Source organism: Trinickia soli (genome assembly GCF_002879855.1).
GTDB classification, from domain to species: Bacteria; Pseudomonadota; Gammaproteobacteria; order Burkholderiales; family Burkholderiaceae; genus Trinickia; species Trinickia soli.
Window position 1 is genome coordinate 1 of record NZ_PNYB01000032.1, and the last position, 20,648, is coordinate 20,648.

The following is a 20,648-nucleotide window of genomic DNA, read 5'->3' on the forward strand; positions in this document are numbered from 1 at the left end:
CCCGCCGCCCGCCCTCTCTTTTTGCTCGTTCCGCATGACTCGAATCGTCACCCGCGCGTGCCCGCCCGCCGATGAAGCAGCGCTCATCCGGCACGGCCTGCACCCGATCCTGGCCCGTTTGTATGCCGCGCGAGGCGTGCGCCTACCCGATGAGATCGAAACGGCGCTCACGCGCCTCGTGCCGCCGGCCGATCTCAAGGGAGTGGACGATGCGGCGCAATTGCTCGCGCAAGCCGTCCTCGCGCGCAAGCGCCTGCTCGTCGTGGCGGACTACGACTGCGACGGCGCAACCGCCTGCGCCGTGGCTGTGCGCGGGATGCGCATGTTCGGCGCGCAGATCGACTATCTCGTTCCGAACCGCTTCCAGTACGGTTACGGGCTGACGCCCGAGATCGTCGAGCTTGCCGCCACGCGCAAGCCCGATCTGCTGATCACCGTCGATAACGGCATCGCGAGCGTCGATGGCGTCGCCGCCGCCAACGCGCTCGGCATCGACGTGCTCGTCACCGATCATCATCTGCCCGGAGAAACGCTTCCCGCGGCGCGCGCGATCGTCAACCCGAACCAGCCCGGCTGCCGTTTTCCGAGCAAATGCATCGCGGGCGTCGGCGTCATGTTCTACGTGCTGCTCGCGCTGCGCGCCCGCCTGCGCGAGCTCGGCGCATTCGGCGAAGGGGGCGCGCTCGCCAAAGCCGGCATCGCCGAGCCGCGGCTCGATGGTCTGCTCGACCTCGTCGCCCTCGGCACCGTGGCCGACGTCGTCAGGCTTGACGGCAACAACCGCGTGCTCGTCGCGCAAGGCTTGTCACGCATCCGCCGCGGCCGTATGCAGCCGGGCGTCGCCGCCCTCTTCCGTGCGGCCGGCCGCGAAGCGCGCACTGCCTCGGGTTTCGATCTGGGCTTCGCATTGGGTCCGCGCCTGAATGCCGCCGGGCGACTGTCGGACATGTCGCTCGGCATCGAATGCCTGACGACGGACGACGTGGGCCGTGCCTGGGAACTCGCGCAGCAGCTCGACGCGATGAATCGCGAGCGGCGCGAGATTGAAGCGGGCATGCAACAGCAGGCGCTCATCGAAATCGCCGCGCTCGAAACCGAGGACCGCGCCACGATCACGCTTTTCAACGAGAGCTGGCACCAAGGCGTGATCGGCATCGTCGCGGGCCGGCTGAAAGAAAAATATCACCGCCCGGCATTCACCTTCGCCCCGGCCGACGAGAAGGGCGAGCGCGTGAAGGGCTCGGGCCGCTCGATTGCCGGTTTCCATCTACGCGACGCGCTCGATCTGATCGCCAAGCGCGAGCCCGATCTCATCGTCACGTTCGGTGGCCACGCGATGGCGGCCGGCGTCACGCTCGCCGCGCGCGACGTACCGCGCTTCGCCGCCGCGTTTGAAGCCGTCGCGCGCGAGCAGCTCGACGACGACGCCCTCGCCCGGGTGGTCATGACCGACGGCGAGCTGGAAGACGCGTATTTCACGCCGCAGGTCGTCGAGCTGATCGATGCGGCCGTCTGGGGCCAGGGCTTTCCGGCGCCCACGTTCTCGGGCGAATTCGACGTCGTGTCGCAAGCGCTCGTGAAGGACAAGCATTTGAAGCTGCAACTCGCGCGCGGCCGCCAACGCTTTCAGGCAATCTGGTTCAACCACACCGAGTCGCTGCCGGCGCGCGCCCGGCTTGCGTATCGGCTCGCGGCCGACAGTTGGAACGGCGTCGTGCGCGTGCAACTCATCGTCGAACACGCGACAGGCGTCCAGGCGGGGGACAACGCGAGACGCTGAAACAAAGCCAGGCAGGGGCGAGGCACAATCTCCCGCGACGCCTCGCTCAAGCAGCCGGGACAAGGCCCCGATCGGCTATAATTTCTCCTTTTTACGAAGCCGAAAAGATCGACATGGAAGCCGAACGCCTGAACGCGATCGAAAGCTCACTGGCAGACCTGCGCCGACGCGCGGGCGAGCTACGGGGGTATCTTTGACTACGACGCCAAAGCCGCGCGCCTGGCTGAAGTCAACAAGGAACTCGAAGATCCGAACGTCTGGAACGACTCGAAGCATGCCCAGGCCCTCGGCCGGGACAAGAAATCGCTCGAAGGCGTCGTTCTGACCCTGTCCGCACTCGATACCGATTTGCGCGACGCGCAGGATCTGTTCGACATGGCTCGCGAAGAGGACGACGAAGACACGCTCATCGCCTGCGAAGACGACGCCGCGAAAATCGAGGCGCGCGTGGCCGATCTCGAGTTCCGCCGGATGTTCTCGAACCCGGCCGACCCGAACAACGCCTTTATCGACATCCAGGCCGGCGCCGGCGGCACCGAAGCCTGCGATTGGGCGTCGATGCTGCTGCGCCAGTACCTGCGCTATTGCGAGCGCAAGGGTTTCAAGACCGAGGTGCTCGAAGAATCGGAAGGCGACGTTGCCGGCATCAAGAACGCGACGATCAAAGTCGAGGGCGAATACGCCTACGGCTTCCTGCGCACCGAAACGGGCATCCACCGCCTCGTGCGCAAATCGCCGTTCGATTCGTCGGGCGGGCGGCACACGTCGTTCTCGTCGGTATTCGTCTACCCCGAAATCGACGATTCGATCGAAGTCGACATCAACCCGGCCGATTTGCGGATCGATACATACCGCGCATCGGGCGCCGGCGGGCAGCACATCAACAAGACCGATTCGGCCGTGCGGATCACGCACCTGCCGACGGGCATCGTTGTGCAATGCCAGAACGACCGCTCGCAGCACCGTAACCGTGCCGAGGCCATGGCGATGCTCAAATCGCGCCTGTATGAAGCCGAAATGCGCAAGCGCCAGGCCGAGCAGGACAAGCTCGAGTCGAGCAAGACCGACGTGGGCTGGGGCCACCAGATTCGCTCTTACGTGCTCGACCAAAGCCGCGTGAAGGATCTGCGCACCAACGTCGAAATGAGCAACACGAAGGCCGTGCTCGACGGCGATCTCGACGATTTCATCAGCGCGAGCCTGAAGCAAGGCGTCTAAGCGCAGCAGCGGACACACCATGACCGAATCGACTCTCCCCCCCGCCGACGCCGCCGTCGACGAGAACAAGATCATCGCCGAGCGCCGCGAGAAATTGCGTCTGCTGCGCGAGGCGGGCATTGCCTACCCGAACGATTTCGTGCCGACGCACCGCGCGGGCGATCTGCAAACGCAATACGCCGAAGCGGACAAAGACGCGCTCGAAACCACGGCGCTGCAAGTGGCCATCGCCGGCCGCATGATGCTCAAGCGCGTCATGGGCAAGGCGAGTTTTGCAACCGTCCGAGACGGCTCGGGCCAGATCCAGTTCTTCGTGACGCCGGCGGACGTCGGTGAGCAAACCTACGAAGCCTTCAAGAAATGGGATCTCGGCGACATCATCGCCGCCCGCGGCGTGCTGTTTCGCACGAACAAGGGCGAGCTCTCGGTGCGCTGCACCGAGTTGCGCCTGCTGTCGAAAGCGCTGCGCCCCCTGCCCGACAAGTTCCATGGCTTGTCCGACCAGGAAACGCGTTACCGCCAACGCTACGTCGATCTGATCGTCACGCCCGAGGCCCGCAACACGTTCGTTGCGCGCACGAAAACCATTTCGTCGATCCGCAGGTTCATGTCGGACGCCGGCTTCATGGAAGTCGAAACGCCGATGCTGCATCCGATCCCGGGCGGCGCCGCAGCCAAGCCGTTCGTGACGCATCACAATGCGCTCGACATGCAGATGTTCATGCGGATTGCACCCGAGCTCTATCTGAAGCGATTGGTCGTCGGTGGCTTCGAACGCGTCTTCGAGATCAACCGCAATTTTCGGAACGAAGGCGTGTCTCCGCGGCACAATCCCGAATTCACGATGATGGAGTTCTACGCCGCGTACACGAATTACACGTGGCTCATGGACTTCACCGAGGAGTTGATCCGACAGGCCGCGGTCGATGCGCTCGGTACGGCAAACATTTCGTACCAAGGGCGCGAGCTTGATTTGTCGAAGCCCTTCCATCGTTTGACGATCACGCAGGCGATTCGCAAGTACGCGCCCGACTACACCGATGCGCAACTGGGCGACGCCGCATTCCTGCGAACCGAACTCAAGCGTCTTGGCGTCGACACGACTCAGCCGATGTTCCTGAACGCCGGCGTCGGCGCTTTGCAATTGGCGCTGTTCGAGGAGACAGCAGAAGCGCAGTTGTGGGAGCCGACGTTCATCATCGATTACCCCGTCGAGGTTTCGCCGCTCGCGCGTGCGTCCGATTCCGTGGAAGGCATCACCGAGCGTTTCGAGCTGTTCATCACGGGCCGCGAAATCGCCAACGGATTCTCGGAGCTCAACGATCCCGAAGACCAGGCCGCCCGCTTCAAGAAGCAGGTCGAGCAGAAGGATGCCGGCGACGAGGAAGCGATGTACTACGACGCCGACTACATTCGCGCACTCGAATACGGCATGCCGCCGACAGGCGGCTGCGGGATCGGCATCGACCGCCTTGTCATGTTGCTGACCGACAGCCCCAGCATTCGCGACGTCATCCTGTTCCCGCACCTGCGCCGCGAGGACTGACGCGCCCCGGCCACAGCAGTTTGTAACCATCGGTAAAAGCCGTCCGCAGCCTCGCTTCGGGCGGCTTTTTTTCGTCCGATCTCACCCTTGCAAAAACGTCAGATTCGTTCGCTCCCACAAGAAAACGCGCGCCGGCCTGCTTTGAATCGTTTAAGCGGCGTTACAAATTGAAACGAGCGCCTCCCGCCGATGACGGACACTAGCGATGTTTAGACCGCACATCCTTCGTTATTCGCGGAGGCACAACATGAACAATCCGACCACATCCCCTCGCCGCTTACACCCGCTGATTGCGGTGGCGGCCGGCACCATTATCGTCGCAAGCCTGGCCGCCACGGCCGCTATTACGGGCGTGTTCCCGAAGGCGTCCAGTTCCAGCTTCCAAACCGATCAATCGCAGACGGCCCAAGTGGGCTCGCAACCGGTCGTCGACTCGGCCGCGCCGGCCAACACGGCCAATGTGGCCGGGCCGACGAGCGAGCAACCGCAGCCATCGGCGCCGTTGTCTGCTCAACCGTCGCGCTTGGCGCAGGCAGCACCATCGGCGCCAGGCCAGCCCACTTACACAGGGCAGCCGGGCCAACCTTCGTACGCTCAGCAGCAGCCCTACGAGCCGGCACCCGGTCAGCCGCGGCAATATGCGCAGCAACAGCAACTCGCGCAACAACCGTACGCTGAGCCGCAGCGGCCAAGCGGCCAATCGGCCTATTGCTCGACCTGTGGCACCGTTGAATCGATCGCGGCCGTCAGGCACGAGGGACATGGAACGGGTGTCGGCGCAGTGGGCGGTGCGGTGGTCGGCGGCCTGCTCGGCAACCAATTCGGCCGCGGCAACGGACGGCTGGGCATGACCGCGCTCGGCGCTGTCGGCGGCGGCTTCGCCGGCAATGCAGTGGAAAAGCATTTGCGCAGCGAAACAAGCTACCAAGTGCGCGTTCGCATGCAGAACGGCCATCTGCGTTACTTCAACTATCGCCAGCCGCCGGGGTTCCAGCAAGGCGAACGCGTTCACATCGAACACGGCACGCTCGCGGCCGGCTGAAGATCCTGGAGGCAATGGAGGCAAAGCGCCTCCCGGCAGCGAAGCGCAGGTCACAGACCCGCGCCGCCAATGAGCCACCCAACGAGCCACCCAATCCGGCGTCAGCCATAAAAAAGGCGACCATGCTTCGGTCGCCTTTTTTCATATCCGCAATCAACGCATGTGCAGCAGGCCTGCCCGGCCCACCGCTCACTCGCCGAGTTTCACTCGGCCGCGTCTTCGATCCAAGCCAGTTGGATTGCTTCGAGAATCTTTTCGCCGGACCGGTTGGGATCGTCATCGAAACCGTCGAGTTCCATGACCCACCGATGCAAGTCCGTGAAGCGAATCTGCTGCGGATCGATCTCCGGGTGCTTGTCGGTGAGGGCCATCGCGATATCTTGCACGTCCGTCCACTTCATGGCTGCTCCCTCCTTCGGTCTTAGTGATTTTCTTTCGCGTGATTGATCGAGTAACGCGGGATCTCTATGACGAGATCCTTGTCCTGCGGCACTTGCGTCTGACATGAGAGCCGCGAGGTGGGCTCGAGCCCCCACGCCTTGTCGAGCAGATCGTCTTCGTCTTCCTCGGACGGCGTGAGCGCTTCAAAGCCTTCCCGCACGATCACATGACACGTGGTGCAAGCGCAAGACTTTTCGCATGCGTGCTCGATTTCGATGCCGTGTTCGAGCAGCGCGTCGCAGACGCTCTCGCCCGGAGTGGCCTCGAACACCGCGCCTTCCGGGCACAGTTCGGCGTGGGGCAGGACAACGATTTGAGGCATAGAAAATTCCGTTCTAACTGTAGGATGCGGGGCGGCAAGCGGCGCTCGCCTTGTCATTTTATAGCGGTGCCCGGCCTCAGATTTCGTCGAGCTTGCGACCGGTCAACGCTTGACGAATGCTCTTGTTCATTCGCCGCGCCGCGAATTCGTCGGTTCGTTCTGCCAGCGCTTTGGTCGCCGTTTCGATGGCGTCGGCGTCGGAACTCTGCGCCGCATCGCGCAATCGCGCGAGCGACTCGTCCACTTGCGCTCGCTCATCGGGCGCGAGCAGTTCGCCGTCGGCAGCCAGCGCAGCCTGCGTCGCCTCGAGCAAACGTTGAGCTTCGACTTGGGCCTCGCGCAGCGCCCGCGCGCGCATGTCGACGTCCGCCGTTCGGAAACTGTCTTCCAACATGCGGGCGATTTCATCGTCGGCCAGGCCGTACGATGGCTTGACGACCACCGATGCCTCGACACCCGAGTGCTGCTCGCGGGCGAATACCGACAGCAAGCCGTCTGCGTCGACCTGATAAGTCACACGGATGCGCGCTGCGCCGGCGGCCATCGGCGGAATACCGCGCAACTCGAAACGCGCGAGCGAACGGCAATCCGAGACCAGTTCCCGTTCGCCCTGCACGACGTGGATGGCCATGGCCGTTTGGCCGTCCTTGAAGGTCGTAAACTCTTGCGCGCGCGCGACGGGGATCGTCGAATTGCGCGGAATGATTTTTTCGGCGAGGCCGCCCATCGTCTCGACGCCGAGCGACAGCGGAATGACGTCGAGCAGCAACCAATCGTCTCCGGTGCGATTGCCGGCCAGCAGATCGGCTTGAATAGCCGCGCCGAGTGCCACCACCTGGTCGGGGTCGAGATCGGTCAACGGCGGTTTGCCGAAGAACGCTTCGACGGCGCGGCGAATCACAGGCATGCGCGTGGCGCCGCCGACGAGCACAACCCCTTTGACATCCTGCGGCGCGATCTTCGCATCGCGCAGCGCCTTGCGCGTCGGCCCAAGCGTGCGTTCGACGAGCGAGCGGACAAGCTCGGCGAACCGGCTTTCGGTAATGGACACCGAGATCGACGTGCCGTCGGCCAGCGTCGCCTCGACCGCCGCTTGCGGCACCGTCGACAACGCCTCTTTCGCGCTGCGCACGCGGTCGAGCAGCAGACGGACGTCTTCGGGCGCGAGACCCTGCGGCGCAAGCCCGACTTCGGTCAACACGTGGCGGAACAGGATGTGGTCGAAGTCGTCCCCGCCAAGCGCGGAATCGCCGCCGGCAGCGAGCACTTCGAACACGCCCTTGGTCAGCTTCAGAATCGACAAATCGAACGTGCCGCCGCCGAGATCGTAGACGGCGTAGAGGCCTTCGGCGCCATGATCCAACCCGTATGCGATGGCGGCCGCCGTCGGCTCGTTGAGCAGGCGCAATACGTTGAGCCCGGCCAATCGCGCTGCATCTTTCGTTGCCTGGCGCTGCGCTTCGTCGAAGTAGGCCGGCACGGTGATGACCGCGCCGACGAGCTCGTCGCCGAGCGAATCCTCGGCTCGCTGGCGCAGCGTGGCCAGGATCTCCGCCGATACCTCGACGGGGCTCTTCACGCCATCGATCGTGCGGATCTGCACCATGCCCGGCGCATCGACGAATTCGTACGGGGCGTTCTCCGCGCCCTCCACTTCCTGCCTCCCGCGCCCCATGAAGCGCTTGACCGAGACAATGGTGTTGCGCGGATCGAGCACGGCTTCCTCTTTGGCCGTATGGCCGATGCGGCGCCCGCCGCGTTCGAGGTAGCGCACGACCGAGGGCAGCAAAACGCGCCCCTGCTCGTCCGGCAGCGCTTCGGGAATGCTGTTGCGGACAGCCGCCACGAGCGAATTCGTGGTGCCTAGATCAATGCCAACCGCCAGCCGCCGCTGATGCGGCGCGGGCGCCATGCCGGGTTCCGAAATTTGCAGTAGAGCCATTCTGGTCAGTGTGGTTCGTGCGCCGCCGAGTCGCGGCGGAAACATCGATTATCTCGCGCGGCGCGACCTTCGCGCTGCGCTTATCGCTCCAAGCGGCTCCGGCCCGCATGACGTACCGGCGCCCACGTCGTCCGGGCCCGACAAACGGCCCAACCAACGGGAAAGCGCGTTCAATGCTCAAGCCGCTCGATTTGCCGGCTGATTTCGCCTGCGACGCGCTCGAGAAACATCAGTTGCCGTACCGCCTCGGCGGCCGGTTGATCGGCGCCGTTGTCGAGCAGCGCCGAAAGCCGGTCGAAGCGCGCGCGCTCTTCGTCGCGTAGCTCCTGATGCAATGCCATCAGCTCCCCGACATTTCTGGCGTCGGCCGCATCTTCGACGCGCTCGCGCCATTCCATCTGCTGCATCAAAAACGCGGGCTCCATCGACGTGTTCTCGGACGCGCCGACATCGACGCCACGCAACGACAACAGATACGTTGCGCGCTTGAGCGGATCGCGCAATGTCTGATAGGCCTCGTTCGCGCGCGTGGCCCATTGCATCGCGACGCGCTTCTGCGCCTCGCCCGCTGCCGCGAACCGGTCCGGATGGACCTGCGCCTGCACCGTGCGGTAGGCATGTTCGAGCGCATCGAGGTCGAGCGAATAGCGTGCCGGCAAATGGAACAAATCGAAGTGACTGTCTTGGATCGAGGACATGGGATCAATCGTCGGTCAAACGTCGGTCGAACGTACGTGGCCGCCGCTGCACGGCCCCGCTTCGTTGCTGGGCAGGCTCGGGCGCCCGGAAACAAAAAGGCGGCCCGCGCCGCCTTATCGTCCGCGCAAGGCGGCAGGATGCGTTATACGCGGAACGACTCGCCGCAGCCGCATTCGTCCTTCACGTTCGGGTTGTTGAACTTGAAGCCCTCGTTCAACCCTTCCCGCGCAAAGTCCAGTTCCGTGCCGTCGATATAGGCGAGGCTCTTCGGATCGACGACGACTTTCACGCCGTTGCATTCGAAGACCTGGTCTTCCGGCTCGAGTTCGTCGACATACTCGAGCTTGTAAGCCAAGCCCGAGCACCCCGTCGTCCGCACGCCGAGGCGCAGCCCGACGCCCTTGCCGCGGCGTGCGAGATACTTCTGGACGTGCTGCGCGGCCTTTTCGGTCAATGTGATCGCCATGATGCCGGGTGCGCTTACGCGACGTGCTGCTTAGCCTCGTCGTCGGCCGCTTGCGCGCCGCCGTGACGTTGCTTGTAGTCGGCCACAGCCGCCTTGATCGCGTCTTCCGCGAGGATCGAGCAGTGGATCTTGACGGGCGGCAATGCGAGCTCTTCGGCGATCTGCGTGTTCTTGATGGAGAGGGCCTCATCGAGCGTCTTGCCCTTCACCCATTCCGTCACGAGCGAACTCGACGCAATGGCCGAACCACAGCCGTACGTCTTGAACTTCGCGTCTTCGATGACGCCGTCTGCGCCCACGCGAATCTGCAGCTTCATGACGTCGCCGCAAGCCGGCGCGCCAACCATGCCCGTGCCGACCGCGTCGTCGTCCTTGGCGAACGCGCCTACGTTGCGCGGATTTTCATAGTGATCGAGAACTTTACTGCTGTAAGACATGATCAAACTCCTGGATTCGTTCGTTCGGCCTTAGTGCGCGGCCCACTTGATTGTCGACAGGTCGATGCCGTCTTGATGCATTTCCCAAAGCGGAGAAAGATCGCGCAGCTTCGCAATTTTGTTCTTCAGCAGATCGACGACGTAATCGACGTCTTGCTCTGTCGTAAAGCGACCCACCGTGAAGCGGATCGAGCTATGCGCGAGTTCGTCGTTGCGGCCAAGCGCGCGCAACACATACGAGGGCTCGAGCGACGCCGACGTACAGGCGGAGCCGGACGACACGGCCACATCCTTGATCGCCATGATCAGCGATTCGCCTTCGACGAAATTGAAGCTGATATTCAGGTTGTGCGGCACCCGGCGCTCCATGTCGCCGTTCACATAGACCTCTTCGATCTCGGTCAGCCCGCGCAGCAAGCGATCGCGCAGCATGCGCACGCGCTCGTTCTCGGTCGCCATTTCTTCGCGCGCGAGACGGAACGCCTCGCCCATGCCGACGATCTGGTGCGTCGCCAGCGTGCCCGAGCGCATGCCGCGCTCGTGTCCGCCGCCATGCATTTGCGCTTCAATGCGCACGCGCGGCTTACGGCGCACGTAGAGCGCACCAATGCCCTTCGGGCCGTAGGTCTTGTGCGCCGAGAATGCCATCAGGTCGACCTTCAAACGGCTCAGATCGATCTCGACCTTGCCGGTTGCTTGTGCAGCGTCGACGTGAAATATGATGCCCTTTTCGCGGCAAATCTCGCCAATCGCCTCGATATCCTGAATGACGCCGATCTCATTGTTCACGAACATGACGGAAACGAGGATCGTGTCGGGGCGCAGCGCCGACTTGAAAACGTCAAGGTCGATGAGCCCATCGCTCTTGACGTCGAGATAGGTAACCTCGAATCCTTCGCGCTCGAGCTCGCGGCACGTGTCGAGCACCGCCTTGTGCTCGGTCTTGACGGTGACGATGTGCTTGCCCTTGCTCTTGTAGAAGTGCGCGGCGCCCTTGATGGCCAGGTTGTCCGACTCCGTTGCGCCCGACGTCCAGATGATTTCGCGCGGATCGGCATTCACGAGCGCGGCGACCTGCTCGCGCGCCTCCTCGACCGCACGCTCCGCGTCCCACCCGTACGAGTGGCTGCGCGACGCGGGGTTGCCGAACTGCTCGCGCAGAAACGGGATCATCTTGTCCACCACGCGCGGATCGACGGGCGTCGTCGCGCTGTAGTCCATATAAATGGGCAGGTGGGGCATCTCGTTAGTCATCAATAGCTCCGGGGGAGATCGTTATAACTTGTCGTTGTTGCGGTTCGTTCGGTCCAGGTTCGGTCCGTTCGCGCGCTCGTCCGAGCGCGACTTCACGAATTCGCAATGTTGAATACTGAATTCGGTCCTTTCGGCACGACGCGCGTCGCTTCGGCGGCCGTGCTCTCGGTGCGCCTGTCCCGCAGCACCGCCGGCGACCCCTCGCGGGCGCGCTGCTGCTCGACAAGAGCTTGCAAAGAAACCGAATCCAGATACTCGACCATCTTCTGGTTCAGCGTCGACCAGAGCTCGTGCGTCATGCAATGGCCATCGTGCTGCTTCGTGCCTTCGCATGAACCCTTCCCGCCGCACTGCGTCGCGTCGAGCGGTTCATCGACGGCGATAATGATGTCCGCCACCGTCACTTCTTGCGCGCGCCGCGCCAGGTAGTAGCCGCCACCCGGGCCGCGAACCGATTCGACGATCCCGTGGCGCCGCAGTTTGCCGAACAACTGCTCCAGGTACGACAGCGAAATGCGCTGACGCTGGCTGATGCCGGCGAGCGTCACCGGACCTTGCTCCTGGCGCAGGGCCAGGTCGATCATCGCCGTAACGGCGAAACGGCCTTTCGTGGTGAGTCTCATAGGGGCGATAAACCAGAATTCTCGACGATTTTGGTCAAGTATAAATACATGACGATTTTAGTCAAGTATCCCCTTACAGCAGTTAGGTTATTGGTGCCGGAGCGGGTGCGCATCGCTGCTATTCCTTCGCAAGTAGCGCTTGCAGGTGCGCGAGCAACCCCTCGCATGCGGCTTCGCATTGATCGAGCACCGCTTCGAAACCCTCGCCATCGCCAAAATAGGGATCCACGACCTCGCGACCACCGCCGGGCGCGAAGTCCATCAACAGCCGCACGCGTGTGTGCAACCGGGGCGGGCAAAGACGTCGCAGATGGTCGATATTGGCGTCGTCCATCGCGAGGAGCAGGTCGAACTGCTCGAAATCGGTCGGCGCCACCTGCCGCGCGCGCAGCGGCGCGAGATCGTAGCCGCGCGCACGCCCTGCATGTTGCGCGCGCTCGTCGGGCGCTTTACCGACGTGCCAATCGCCGGTGCCGGCCGAATCGATGAAAATACGCTCCGTGAGGCCGGCGGCCTCGACCTGCGCCCGCATCACCGCTTCGGCGGTGGGCGAGCGACAGATATTTCCAAGACAGACGAAGCAGATCGAAACGGTTTTCATCGACGAGAAGCCAGGTAGCCGGGCCTGTACCCGCCGCGCCTGTCCCGCAACTGAGCGGCAGCGCCGGCCGAATGGCCCATTGTATCGGATACCGCCATTTACGATGCCCGGGGCATCGGCGCGGGAACGCCGCTCGAACGCACAGACGACGCGGTGGGCGTCGGTGCCGCATCGATGAATCCGTAGCCCACCGTGCGCGCCAGTTCGGCCGTGACCCGGTCGGCAGGCAGCGGCTCGCGCGTCGCACCGCCGTCGCCGTAGGCGCGCAGCGCAGCCAGGGCGATCAGCGCCACTGCAAGCGCTACCGGCCAATAGCTTGAGAGATAGCCCGATTTTGTCGTTTTCATGCGCGTGCCCCTAGCCCGATCGCGTGCGCCCCATCGAGCGCCCGCACTTATCCATGGCACGTATTTTATAAATCCAGCCTATCGAGACAAAGGGGTGAATAGCGAATTCAGCGTTGCGCTGGTATAAACAATCGCAGCGGTCATGATCACCGCGACCCGCTCATGCCCCCTCAGCCCTTGTGACTGCGTTGCGCGGCATATAGCTCGCGAAAGGTCCGGCCGACCGGTGCCGGCATCTCGCGCGTGGCCGTCCAGCCCTGGCCGAACGGCAACCGGCCGATCGAGCGCCGACTTCCCCCGGCACGCTCGAGCACCCGGACGGCGAGCCTCGCAAGCATCGCATACAGGGCCGGCCGCATCGCTACAAATCCCCAGGCAGCCAGCGCAAGGCGCTCGGGCAGCGGACGCAGGTGACGTTCGACCTGCTTTTCGCGCAGCTTCCGCAGCAAATCAGAAAGCGGAATGCCGACCGGGCAAACGGCGTTGCACTCACCACACAACGTTGCGGCTTGCGGCAGGTCGAGCGCTTTATCGAGTCCGACGTAGCTCGGCGTGAGAACCGAACCCATCGGCCCGGGATAGACCCAACCGTAAGCATGGCCGCCGACTTTCTGATAAACGGGGCAATGATTCATGCAGGCGCCGCAGCGAATGCAGCGCAGCATCTCCTGGAACGCACCGCCGATCAGCCCTGTACGCCCGCCGTCCACGAGCACGACATACATGTGTTCAGGGCCGTCGAGGTCGCCGGTCTCGCGCGGCCCGGTCAGCAGCGAGAAGTAGTTCGCCGTGACCTGCCCGGTCGCGCTGCGCGGCAGCAGCCGCATGGCGAGCGCGAGATCCTCCAGCGTCGGCAGCACCTTTTCGATTCCGGTGACGGCCACATGGACGCGCGGCATCACGGTGCACATCCCTTCGTTGCCTTCGTTCGTCACGAGCGCGACCGAACCCGTTTCGGCGATCAGGAAATTGCCCCCCGTCACGCCCATATCGGCCGACAGGAAATGCGGCCGCAGCACTTCGCGGGCCTCGCGCGTCATGTCGGGGATTTCGGAGAGCCGCTCGCGGCCATGCGTGGCCGCGAACAAGTCGGCAATCTGCTCTTTGTCCTTATGCACGACGGGCGCAATGATGTGGCTCGGCGGCTCATTGTCGTTGATCTGAAGAATGTATTCGCCCAGATCCGTTTCGATCGACTGCACGCCCATTTCACCGAGCACTGCATTCAACTGCAGTTCTTCGGTCACCATCGATTTCGTCTTGATGACTTTCTTGACGTCGTGCGTGCACGCGATGTCGGCCACGAGCCGAGCCGCATCGCGCGTCGTTTCGGCATACAGCACCGTCGTGCCGCGCCGCGCAGCCTCGCGTTCGAAAGTTTCGAGCCAGAGGTCGAGACTCTCGAGCCCACGGTCACGGCGAGCTTTGAGTTCTGCACGCGTCGCGGGAAAATCGATCGCCTGAATGGAGGCCGCGCGCGCCGAAACGAATTTGGTCGACAGCTTCTTCAGGTTCTGCTGCAGACGCGCATCGGCGAGGCCGGCTTTGGCGCGCGCCTTGAAGTGCATCGATTGAACTTGCATGAGGAATCGCTCGATCGGTTACGTTCGGTTGGCGCGGGCCAGCGGCTCAGTGATCGGCGTCGCCGGCCAACACTTGCGCGATATGCAGCACGCGCGTCGTGGTGTCACCCGTTCGGCGCAGCCGCCCTTCGATGTTGAGCATGCAGCCGAGATCGCCGAGCACGACGCAGCCCGCGCCGCTTGCTTGGACATTCGCGCATTTCTCGTCGACGATGGCCGTGGAAATGTTGCCGTACTTGACGGCGAACGTACCGCCAAAGCCGCAGCAGTGCTCGCAGTCCTTCATTTCGGTCACGGCAACGCCGCGTTGGGCGAGCAATGTGCGCGGCTGCTGCTTGACCCCGAGTTCGCGCAGCCCCGAGCATGAGTCGTGGTAGGTCACCGGCCCCGCAAACGAGCCCGGCGCCAATTGCACCCGGGCTACGTTGACCAGAAAATCGGTCAATTCATAGACTTTCGCCTGCAGCCGCTCATACCGGCCCATCAGTTCCGGATCGTCACGAAAAAGATCGCCGTAATGCGCTGCGACCATACCGCCGCAGGAACCCGAGGGAACCACCACGTAGTCGAACTGCTCAAATTCGCGCAGCATCTTCTCCGCGAGATCGCGTGCGATGCGTCGCTCGCCCGAGTTGTACGCCGGTTGTCCGCAGCAGGTTTGTGCCGGCGGCACGATGACCTCGAAGCCGGCCTGCTCGAGCAGCTTGATGACTGAAAAGCCAATCTCGGGGCGCATCAGGTCGACGAGACACGTGACGAAAAGTCCAACTCGCATGGCGGCTCAAGGTGAACGAAATGGCTCGATTATGCTTCCTTTGCGCCATGAAGCGGCGGGGCAAATCGAAAAAAGCGGACAGCGTCGACCCGAAGGCCTATTCAAACGGCGTTCGCTTTTTTCACAATACGAGATACAATGGCTTCAACCTGTTAATTGCCGAGTCAATCGATTTCCAATGAGCGAGACGAATCAGGACTCCAAGACGTCGATCCAGGTGATCGAACGCATGATGCGCCTGCTCGACGCCCTTGCCGACCACACCGATCCGGTCAGTCTCAAGGCGCTCGCGCTGCGCACCGAACTGCACCCGTCCACGGCGCACCGCATCCTCAACGACATGGTCACATGCCGCCTCGTTGATCGTTCGGACCCGGGCACCTACCGCCTCGGGATGCGCCTGCTCGAACTGGGCAACCTCGTCAAGGCGCGCTTGTCGGTACGCGACGCAGCGCTCGCGCCGATGCGTGAGTTGCACCGCATGACGGGGCAAACGGTCAATCTTTCAGTCAGACAAGGCGATGAAATCGTCTATATCGAGCGCGCCTACTCCGAACGCTCGGGCATGCAGGTCGTGCGCGCGATCGGCGGACGCGCGCCGCTGCATCTGACCTCGGTCGGCAAACTGTTCCTGGCGGCCGACGAAGCGTCCCGCGTGCGCGCCTATGCCATGCGCACGGGGCTGTCGGGCCACACGCAAAACAGCATTACCGATATTTCCCGGCTCGAGCGGGAACTCACGCAGGTTCGCCAGCAGGCGTGTGCGCGCGACAACGAAGAGCTCGAATTGGGCGTGCGATGCATTGCCGCGGGCATCTATGACGATACGGGCAAGCTCGTTGCGGGGTTATCGCTATCGGCGCCGGCCGACCGCCTGCAAGATGCCTGGATCGCCCAACTGAACCATACGGCGCTCGTCATCTCCGAGTCGCTTGGCTACCACCCCGATGCGACCGCCGGCGGGGAACACCGCAAATCCGGTGCGCATTGACGCGAAAACATCGCCTGACGCGAACTTGCGCAAACTGTCGTAGCCGATAAAAAGCCCTGCCTCGATGGCTGGGATTTTGGGTACGAGTGCTCGTTCATTCTGCGGCACGTCGCCCCGTGCGGGCCGACGTGTCCGACGTATCTCAGGTACCGCGACCGCCGGCGTCCGCGCTCGTGATGCGCGGGCCATCGGTGTCATCGAGCCACTTGCGCAGGCGCGTCGCATCGGCGAAGCGCGAATATTTGCCGGCAGAGTCGAGCAGAACCATGACCACCGGCCGACCGTGAATCGTCGCTTGCATCACCAGGCACTCCCCCGCTTCGTTGATGAAGCCGGTCTTTTGCAAGCCGATGTCCCACGACGGATTGCGCACGAGCGCATTGGTGCTGTTGTAGGCCAGCACGCCCCGGCCCGGATAGACTTCGTAGCTGCGATCGGTCGAGAACCTGCGGATCATCGGATACTGATACGCGGCGTTGATCATCTTGACGAGATCCCGCGCCGTCGAGACGTTATGACTCGTCAGCCCCGTCGGGTTCTCGAAGTGCGTGTCGCTCATGCCGAGTTCTTTCGCCTTTGCATTCATCGCGGCGATGAAGGCAGGCCGGCCGCCCGGGTAGTAGCGCGACAGCGCGGCCGCTGCGCGGTTCTCCGACGCCATCAGAGCAATGTGCAACATGTCTTCACGCGACAACACCGAGCCCACGCGCAAGCGCGAACCCGTGTGCTTTTCATAGTCGCGGTCCTCGTCGGTTACCTCTATCTGATCGGTAAGCGGTGCCTTCGAATCGAGCACGACCATCGCCGTCATCAACTTCGTAATGGAGGCGATGGGCACGACGGAGGTGGAGTTCTTGTCGAACAACACTTCCGACGTGTTTTGATCGACCACGAATGCGACATTGGAACGCAGCGCGACGCCCTCGGGCGTCTCTTGCAGCCCAAAAGCCTGACCCGCCGTGGGCGAGCGTGGCTGGAACGCGACGCGGTGAACGACGCCGTGGCGGCCGTGAGCGCGCAACGTGTAGGTCACGCGCTTGTGCTTCGTCGACGCCTTGGCGCCGATGTGGGCTGCCGTCGCGGTCGACACAGCGGCTTTCGCGCCCTTTTTAAGGTGCTTTTTATGATGAACCGTATGAGCGGGAGCGGTTTCGCTGGCGGCAAATGCGTCGATCGGCGCGACGAGCGTCGCCATGACCAAGGCGCTGGCAGCTGCGGACACGACTGTGCCGAGCGCCACGCCTCGCATCACGTTGAGCGACGAAAACAGAGCGATTTTCATTGGTGTTCTTGAGGCAGGAGTGGCGAACGGTTGACGGCAAGTGTAGTAAAGCTACGAAAAATTAGCAATATTAAGCACTTATGTGCCGTCCTTGATCCAATTTGTAAGACGGTGATGCGTCGGTCATGCACGAATCTTGCGCGAACGTCGCCCGGCCCTCTAGGGCCATACCCGCATAACGGCGATATTTGTCCGAACTTGAGCGAAAACGTTCACAGATGCGGCTAAATTCACAGCCGCCCCGGGCGCACCGCGGGCAATCCGGCATAACGCGCGAACCTGCCATTCGGTGTACAGCGCCGCCCGCAAAACGTCCGTCTGCGCCCGCACACTGGCTCGACCCCTTGGCCATCAAGCCCGCCCGGTGCATTGCGCACCGCGACGAGAATAACCGAAATCGTTACCATCCAAGCGACCCCAAATACTCGCAACGCATTGTTTTGTCAGGAAATTCACGAGATGGTGCAACGCACCAAATATGCTTGACATTTGCGCCAGTCGTCCTAAAATGGGAACCGTTGTTGCGACGCACAAAACCCGTCGAGCATAAGAAGCGACGCGCAAGTTTAGCCATTCCAACCCATTCGGCCTGAAGAGACAGGTCGACTTTCAGGAGCGAAAACATGACTCTGCTGACACCTGAGCAATTCGCGGCAGCCCAAAAAGCGAACCTCGAAGCCCTGTTCGGTCTGACCAACAAGGCATTCGAAGGAATCGAAAAGCTTGTCGAACTGAACCTGCAAGTGGTGAAGTCGACGATCGCGGAAAGCCAGGAAAACGCACAACGTGCGCTGTCGGTCAAGGACGCGCAAGAGTTCGTTGCGCTGCAAGCCAGCCTGACGCAACCGGTCGCCGAAAAGGTCTTGTCGTATGGCCGTCACCTCTACGAGATCGCCTCGGCCACGCAAGCCGAATTCGCGCGCGTTGCGGAAGCCCAGTACGAAGAGCAGAACCGCAAGGTGCAAGCGCTCGTCGAGAACGTTGCCAAGAACGCCCCGGCTGGCTCGGAAACCGCCGTTGCCGTAATGAAGTCGGCGATCACCGCTGCGAACACGACGTACGAAACGGTTCACAAGGCCACGAAGCAGGCCGTTGAAATCGCCGAAAGCAACTTCAACGCCGCCGCCACGGCTGCGCAGAAGGCTGCGCAACAAGCGGCCTCGCAAGCTTCGCGCGCTGCCGCCACGAAGAAGTCGGCAGCCTAAGACCGGCCTCTCGCTCCGCGCCGAAGTACCAGAAGGGCGCGCTTCCCCAGGGAGGCGCGCCCTTCTCTTTTATGCCTTCCGCGGCAATCACGGCTGGGGCAAACCTTCGCAATCGTTCTTTTGCTCCGCGTTGCGGAAACGACCGCTGCCGGGCATGGCCCGGGCAGCGGGCGGGCGTCACTTCTTGCGTTGCGGCGGCAAGTCGGTGCAGACACCTTCGTATAGCTCAGCTGCCATCCCGATCGATTCGCCGAGCGTCGGATGCGGATGGATCGTGCGGCCGATGTCGGTTGCGTCCGCGCCCATTTCGATGGCCAGGCACACTTCGCTGATGAGATCGCCCGCATTCAAGCCGACGATCCCGCCGCCGATCACACGATGCGTCTCCTCGTCGAAGATCAGCTTCGTAAAGCCTTCGTCGCGCCCGTTGGCGATGGCGCGACCCGACGCGGCCCACGGGAACACCGCCTTGCCGTACTTGATGCCCTCGGCCTTGCACTGGTCTTCCGTCTTGCCGGCCCATGCGACTTCCGGGTCGGTGTAAGCGACCGACGGAATCTGAATCGCGTCGAAGTAGGCCTTCTCGCCATGCGCGGCTTCGGCTGCGACGTGACCTTCATGCACAGCCTTGTGCGCGAGCATCGGCTGGCCGACGATATCGCCGATCGCAAAGATATGCGGCACGTTCGTGCGCATCTGCTTGTCGACGTCGATGAAGCCGCGCTCGGTCACCGCCACGCCTGCTTTGTCAGCGCCGATCTTCTTACCGTTCGGGCTGCGGCCGACGGCCACGAGCACGAGGTCGTAGCGCTGCGGCTCGGCAGGCGCCTGTTCGCCTTCGAACCTGACGTAGATGCCGTCCGATTTGGCTTCGGCCGATGCCGTCTTCGTCTTCAGCATGAGGTTCGCGAAGTGCTTGGCGCTGTATTTCTGCCAGACTTTCACGAGGTCACGGTCGGCGCCCATCATGAGGCCGTCGAGCATTTCGACGACATCGATCTTCGCACCCAGCGTCGCATAGACCGTCGCCATCTCGAGACCGATGATGCCTCCGCCGATCACGAGCATGCGTTGCGGCACCTGACGCAATTCGAGCGCGCCCGTCGAATCCACGACGCGCGGATCTTCGGGCATGAACGGCAGCTTCACGGCTTGCGAGCCCGCTGCGATGATCGCCTGCTTGAACCTGACGACTTTCTTGCCGCCCTCGCCTTGCACTTCCAGGTGATGCGGATCGACGAATGCACCGACGCCCGTCACCACTTCGACCTTACGCGCTTTCGCCATGCCGGCGAGGCCCGTCGTCAACTTTTTGACGACGCCCGATTTGAACGCGCGCAGTTTGTCGAGATCGATCTGCGGCTTGCCGAAAGTAATACCGTGCTCTGCCAGTGCCGCGACCTCATCGGTGAGGAGCGCCGTATGCAGCAGTGCCTTCGACGGAATGCAGCCTACGTTCAAGCAGACGCCGCCGAGCGACGAATAGCGCTCGACGAGCACCGTCTTCATGCCGAGGTCGGCGGAGCGGAACGCTGCCGAATAGCCGCCGGGGCCGGCACCGAGAACGAGCATGTCGCATTCGATGTCTGCCGAGCCGGAGAAGCTGCCGGCTTGCGGCGCGGCAGCCGGTGCGGAAGCAACTGCTGCCGAAGCGGACGGCGCGGCAGCAGCCGCCTGCGGCGCGGGCGTGCTTTGGGCCGGGCTGGGTGCGGCTGCTGCAGCGGCCGCTTCGACCAGCGCGACAACGGTGCCCTGCGAGACCTTGTCGCCTGCCTTGATCTTGACTTCCTTGACGGTGCCGGCGACATCGCTCGGCACTTCCATGGACGCCTTATCCGATTCGAGCGTCAGCAGCGACTGTTCTTTCTCGATGACGTCGCCGGGTTTGACGTTGACTTCGATGACGTCGACGTCTTTGAAATCGCCAATATCGGGTACTTTGACTTCGATGAGACTCATGTACGTCCCCTTCTTGTTTAGCAGCTGACAGAGGGAGGCAACTCGCGTGTTGAACGGTCAGCGCGAAGCGCTCGGGCGAACCCACCCACCGTGCGCCTACGGCCTGACAGTCAGCGCGGGCGTATGGGCGAGACC

The 20,648-nt window shown here is 63.0% G+C and carries 20 protein-coding genes; 6 read left to right on the plus strand and 14 right to left on the minus strand.

The window, feature by feature from the left end; translation table 11 throughout:
- Positions 1-34 precede the first annotated feature (34 nt).
- The 4 genes from recJ (at position 35) to C0Z19_RS24985 (ending at position 5,586) form a co-directional block, all read left to right on the plus strand.
- Positions 35-1,780 (plus strand): single-stranded-DNA-specific exonuclease RecJ, encoded by a 1,746-nt coding sequence (gene recJ, locus C0Z19_RS24970; RefSeq protein WP_102612526.1) that lies wholly within the window; start codon positions 35-37, stop codon positions 1,778-1,780.
- Between the two features lie 113 nt (positions 1,781-1,893).
- Positions 1,894-2,998 (plus strand): peptide chain release factor 2 gene (prfB, locus tag C0Z19_RS24975; protein ID WP_102612527.1). Its coding sequence is split into 2 segments (ribosomal slippage): positions 1,894-1,974 and positions 1,976-2,998, totalling 1,104 coding nucleotides; the frame shifts between segments, so codons are not numbered across the junction.
- A 19-nt stretch (positions 2,999-3,017) separates the two neighbouring features.
- Positions 3,018-4,544 (plus strand): lysine--tRNA ligase, encoded by a 1,527-nt coding sequence (lysS, locus tag C0Z19_RS24980; protein WP_102612528.1) that lies wholly within the window; start codon positions 3,018-3,020, stop codon positions 4,542-4,544.
- A gap of 247 nt (positions 4,545-4,791) precedes the next feature.
- A complete protein-coding gene (locus C0Z19_RS24985) occupies positions 4,792-5,586 on the plus strand; it encodes a glycine zipper 2TM domain-containing protein (protein WP_102612529.1) in 795 nt (264 codons plus the stop codon).
- Positions 5,587-5,789: 203 nt separating this feature from the next.
- On the opposite strand, the gene iscX is transcribed toward C0Z19_RS24985, so the two are convergent.
- From iscX to C0Z19_RS25045, 12 genes are all read right to left on the minus strand, one after another.
- Entirely contained in the window at positions 5,790-5,987 is a 198-nt protein-coding gene (gene iscX / locus C0Z19_RS24990) for a Fe-S cluster assembly protein IscX (protein WP_102612530.1), read from the minus strand.
- A gap of 20 nt (positions 5,988-6,007) precedes the next feature.
- A complete protein-coding gene (gene fdx, locus C0Z19_RS24995; RefSeq protein WP_102612531.1) occupies positions 6,008-6,349 on the minus strand; it encodes an ISC system 2Fe-2S type ferredoxin in 342 nt (113 codons plus the stop codon).
- 76 nt (positions 6,350-6,425) lie between these two features.
- Positions 6,426-8,291: a Fe-S protein assembly chaperone HscA gene (gene hscA, locus C0Z19_RS25000; protein WP_102612532.1), complete on the minus strand. Its 1,866-nt coding sequence runs from the start codon at positions 8,289-8,291 to the stop codon at positions 6,426-6,428.
- A 170-nt stretch (positions 8,292-8,461) separates the two neighbouring features.
- On the minus strand, positions 8,462-8,989 hold the full coding sequence (gene hscB / locus C0Z19_RS25005; RefSeq protein WP_102612533.1) for a Fe-S protein assembly co-chaperone HscB: 528 nt from the start codon (positions 8,987-8,989) through the stop codon (positions 8,462-8,464).
- A gap of 143 nt (positions 8,990-9,132) precedes the next feature.
- Positions 9,133-9,456, minus strand: a complete 324-nt coding sequence (iscA, locus tag C0Z19_RS25010; protein WP_102612534.1) for an iron-sulfur cluster assembly protein IscA — start codon at positions 9,454-9,456, stop codon at positions 9,133-9,135.
- A 14-nt stretch (positions 9,457-9,470) separates the two neighbouring features.
- A complete protein-coding gene (iscU, locus tag C0Z19_RS25015; protein WP_102612535.1) occupies positions 9,471-9,893 on the minus strand; it encodes a Fe-S cluster assembly scaffold IscU in 423 nt (140 codons plus the stop codon).
- A gap of 30 nt (positions 9,894-9,923) precedes the next feature.
- Positions 9,924-11,147, minus strand: a complete 1,224-nt coding sequence (locus C0Z19_RS25020) for an IscS subfamily cysteine desulfurase (RefSeq protein ID WP_102612536.1) — start codon at positions 11,145-11,147, stop codon at positions 9,924-9,926.
- A 92-nt stretch (positions 11,148-11,239) separates the two neighbouring features.
- Positions 11,240-11,770, minus strand: coding sequence for a Fe-S cluster assembly transcriptional regulator IscR (gene iscR / locus C0Z19_RS25025; RefSeq protein ID WP_102612537.1), 531 nt, complete (start codon positions 11,768-11,770; stop codon positions 11,240-11,242).
- Positions 11,771-11,888: 118 nt separating this feature from the next.
- The gene (locus tag C0Z19_RS25030) at positions 11,889-12,371 is read right to left on the minus strand and encodes a low molecular weight protein-tyrosine-phosphatase (RefSeq protein ID WP_102612538.1); all 483 of its coding nucleotides are present in this window, start codon (positions 12,369-12,371) and stop codon (positions 11,889-11,891) included.
- Between the two features lie 98 nt (positions 12,372-12,469).
- Positions 12,470-12,718 carry a hypothetical protein gene (locus tag C0Z19_RS25035; protein WP_102612539.1) on the minus strand — a complete coding sequence of 83 codons (249 nt, stop codon included), beginning with the start codon at positions 12,716-12,718 and terminating at the stop codon, positions 12,470-12,472.
- 170 nt (positions 12,719-12,888) lie between these two features.
- Positions 12,889-14,301, minus strand: coding sequence for a lactate utilization protein B (locus tag C0Z19_RS25040; RefSeq protein ID WP_102612540.1), 1,413 nt, complete (start codon positions 14,299-14,301; stop codon positions 12,889-12,891).
- A 46-nt stretch (positions 14,302-14,347) separates the two neighbouring features.
- On the minus strand, positions 14,348-15,076 hold the full coding sequence (locus tag C0Z19_RS25045; protein WP_102612541.1) for a (Fe-S)-binding protein: 729 nt from the start codon (positions 15,074-15,076) through the stop codon (positions 14,348-14,350).
- A 178-nt stretch (positions 15,077-15,254) separates the two neighbouring features.
- Between C0Z19_RS25045 and C0Z19_RS25050 the strand changes: the two genes are divergently transcribed.
- Complete coding sequence (locus C0Z19_RS25050; protein WP_102612542.1) at positions 15,255-16,067, plus strand: IclR family transcriptional regulator; 813 nt, start codon at positions 15,255-15,257, stop codon at positions 16,065-16,067.
- A 142-nt stretch (positions 16,068-16,209) separates the two neighbouring features.
- Here C0Z19_RS25050 and pbpG read toward each other — a convergent pair whose 3' ends face one another.
- On the minus strand, positions 16,210-17,349 hold the full coding sequence (pbpG, locus tag C0Z19_RS25055; protein WP_102612543.1) for a D-alanyl-D-alanine endopeptidase: 1,140 nt from the start codon (positions 17,347-17,349) through the stop codon (positions 16,210-16,212).
- A 623-nt stretch (positions 17,350-17,972) separates the two neighbouring features.
- Between pbpG and C0Z19_RS25060 the strand changes: the two genes are divergently transcribed.
- A complete protein-coding gene (locus C0Z19_RS25060; RefSeq protein ID WP_102612544.1) occupies positions 17,973-18,554 on the plus strand; it encodes a phasin family protein in 582 nt (193 codons plus the stop codon).
- 177 nt (positions 18,555-18,731) lie between these two features.
- Here the strand turns inward: C0Z19_RS25060 and lpdA are convergent, their stop codons facing one another.
- Positions 18,732-20,513, minus strand: coding sequence for a dihydrolipoyl dehydrogenase (gene lpdA / locus C0Z19_RS25065; RefSeq protein ID WP_102612545.1), 1,782 nt, complete (start codon positions 20,511-20,513; stop codon positions 18,732-18,734).
- Between the last annotated feature and the right edge of the window lie 135 nt (positions 20,514-20,648).

Bases quoted from the DNA above. Each gene is read 5' to 3' on its own strand.
- recJ (WP_102612526.1), top strand. From the start codon at position 35: ATGACTCGAATCGTCACCCGCGCGTGCCCGCCCGCCGATGAAGCAGCG.
- iscU (WP_102612535.1), bottom strand. From the start codon at position 9,893: ATGTCTTACAGCAGTAAAGTTCTCGATCACTATGAAAATCCGCGCAAC.
- C0Z19_RS25030 (WP_102612538.1), bottom strand. From the start codon at position 12,371: ATGAAAACCGTTTCGATCTGCTTCGTCTGTCTTGGAAATATCTGTCGC.
- iscR (WP_102612537.1), bottom strand. From the start codon at position 11,770: ATGAGACTCACCACGAAAGGCCGTTTCGCCGTTACGGCGATGATCGAC.
- fdx (WP_102612531.1), bottom strand. From the start codon at position 6,349: ATGCCTCAAATCGTTGTCCTGCCCCACGCCGAACTGTGCCCGGAAGGC.
- C0Z19_RS24985 (WP_102612529.1), top strand. From the start codon at position 4,792: ATGAACAATCCGACCACATCCCCTCGCCGCTTACACCCGCTGATTGCG.
- hscA (WP_102612532.1), bottom strand. From the start codon at position 8,291: ATGGCTCTACTGCAAATTTCGGAACCCGGCATGGCGCCCGCGCCGCAT.
- C0Z19_RS25060 (WP_102612544.1), top strand. From the start codon at position 17,973: ATGACTCTGCTGACACCTGAGCAATTCGCGGCAGCCCAAAAAGCGAAC.
- lpdA (WP_102612545.1), bottom strand. From the start codon at position 20,513: ATGAGTCTCATCGAAGTCAAAGTACCCGATATTGGCGATTTCAAAGAC.
- iscX (WP_102612530.1), bottom strand. From the start codon at position 5,987: ATGAAGTGGACGGACGTGCAAGATATCGCGATGGCCCTCACCGACAAG.
- C0Z19_RS25040 (WP_102612540.1), bottom strand. From the start codon at position 14,301: ATGCAAGTTCAATCGATGCACTTCAAGGCGCGCGCCAAAGCCGGCCTC.
- C0Z19_RS25035 (WP_102612539.1), bottom strand. From the start codon at position 12,718: ATGAAAACGACAAAATCGGGCTATCTCTCAAGCTATTGGCCGGTAGCG.
- C0Z19_RS25050 (WP_102612542.1), top strand. From the start codon at position 15,255: ATGAGCGAGACGAATCAGGACTCCAAGACGTCGATCCAGGTGATCGAA.
- C0Z19_RS25020 (WP_102612536.1), bottom strand. From the start codon at position 11,147: ATGACTAACGAGATGCCCCACCTGCCCATTTATATGGACTACAGCGCG.
- pbpG (WP_102612543.1), bottom strand. From the start codon at position 17,349: ATGAAAATCGCTCTGTTTTCGTCGCTCAACGTGATGCGAGGCGTGGCG.
- hscB (WP_102612533.1), bottom strand. From the start codon at position 8,989: ATGTCCTCGATCCAAGACAGTCACTTCGATTTGTTCCATTTGCCGGCA.
- iscA (WP_102612534.1), bottom strand. From the start codon at position 9,456: ATGGCGATCACATTGACCGAAAAGGCCGCGCAGCACGTCCAGAAGTAT.
- C0Z19_RS25045 (WP_102612541.1), bottom strand. From the start codon at position 15,076: ATGCGAGTTGGACTTTTCGTCACGTGTCTCGTCGACCTGATGCGCCCC.
- lysS (WP_102612528.1), top strand. From the start codon at position 3,018: ATGACCGAATCGACTCTCCCCCCCGCCGACGCCGCCGTCGACGAGAAC.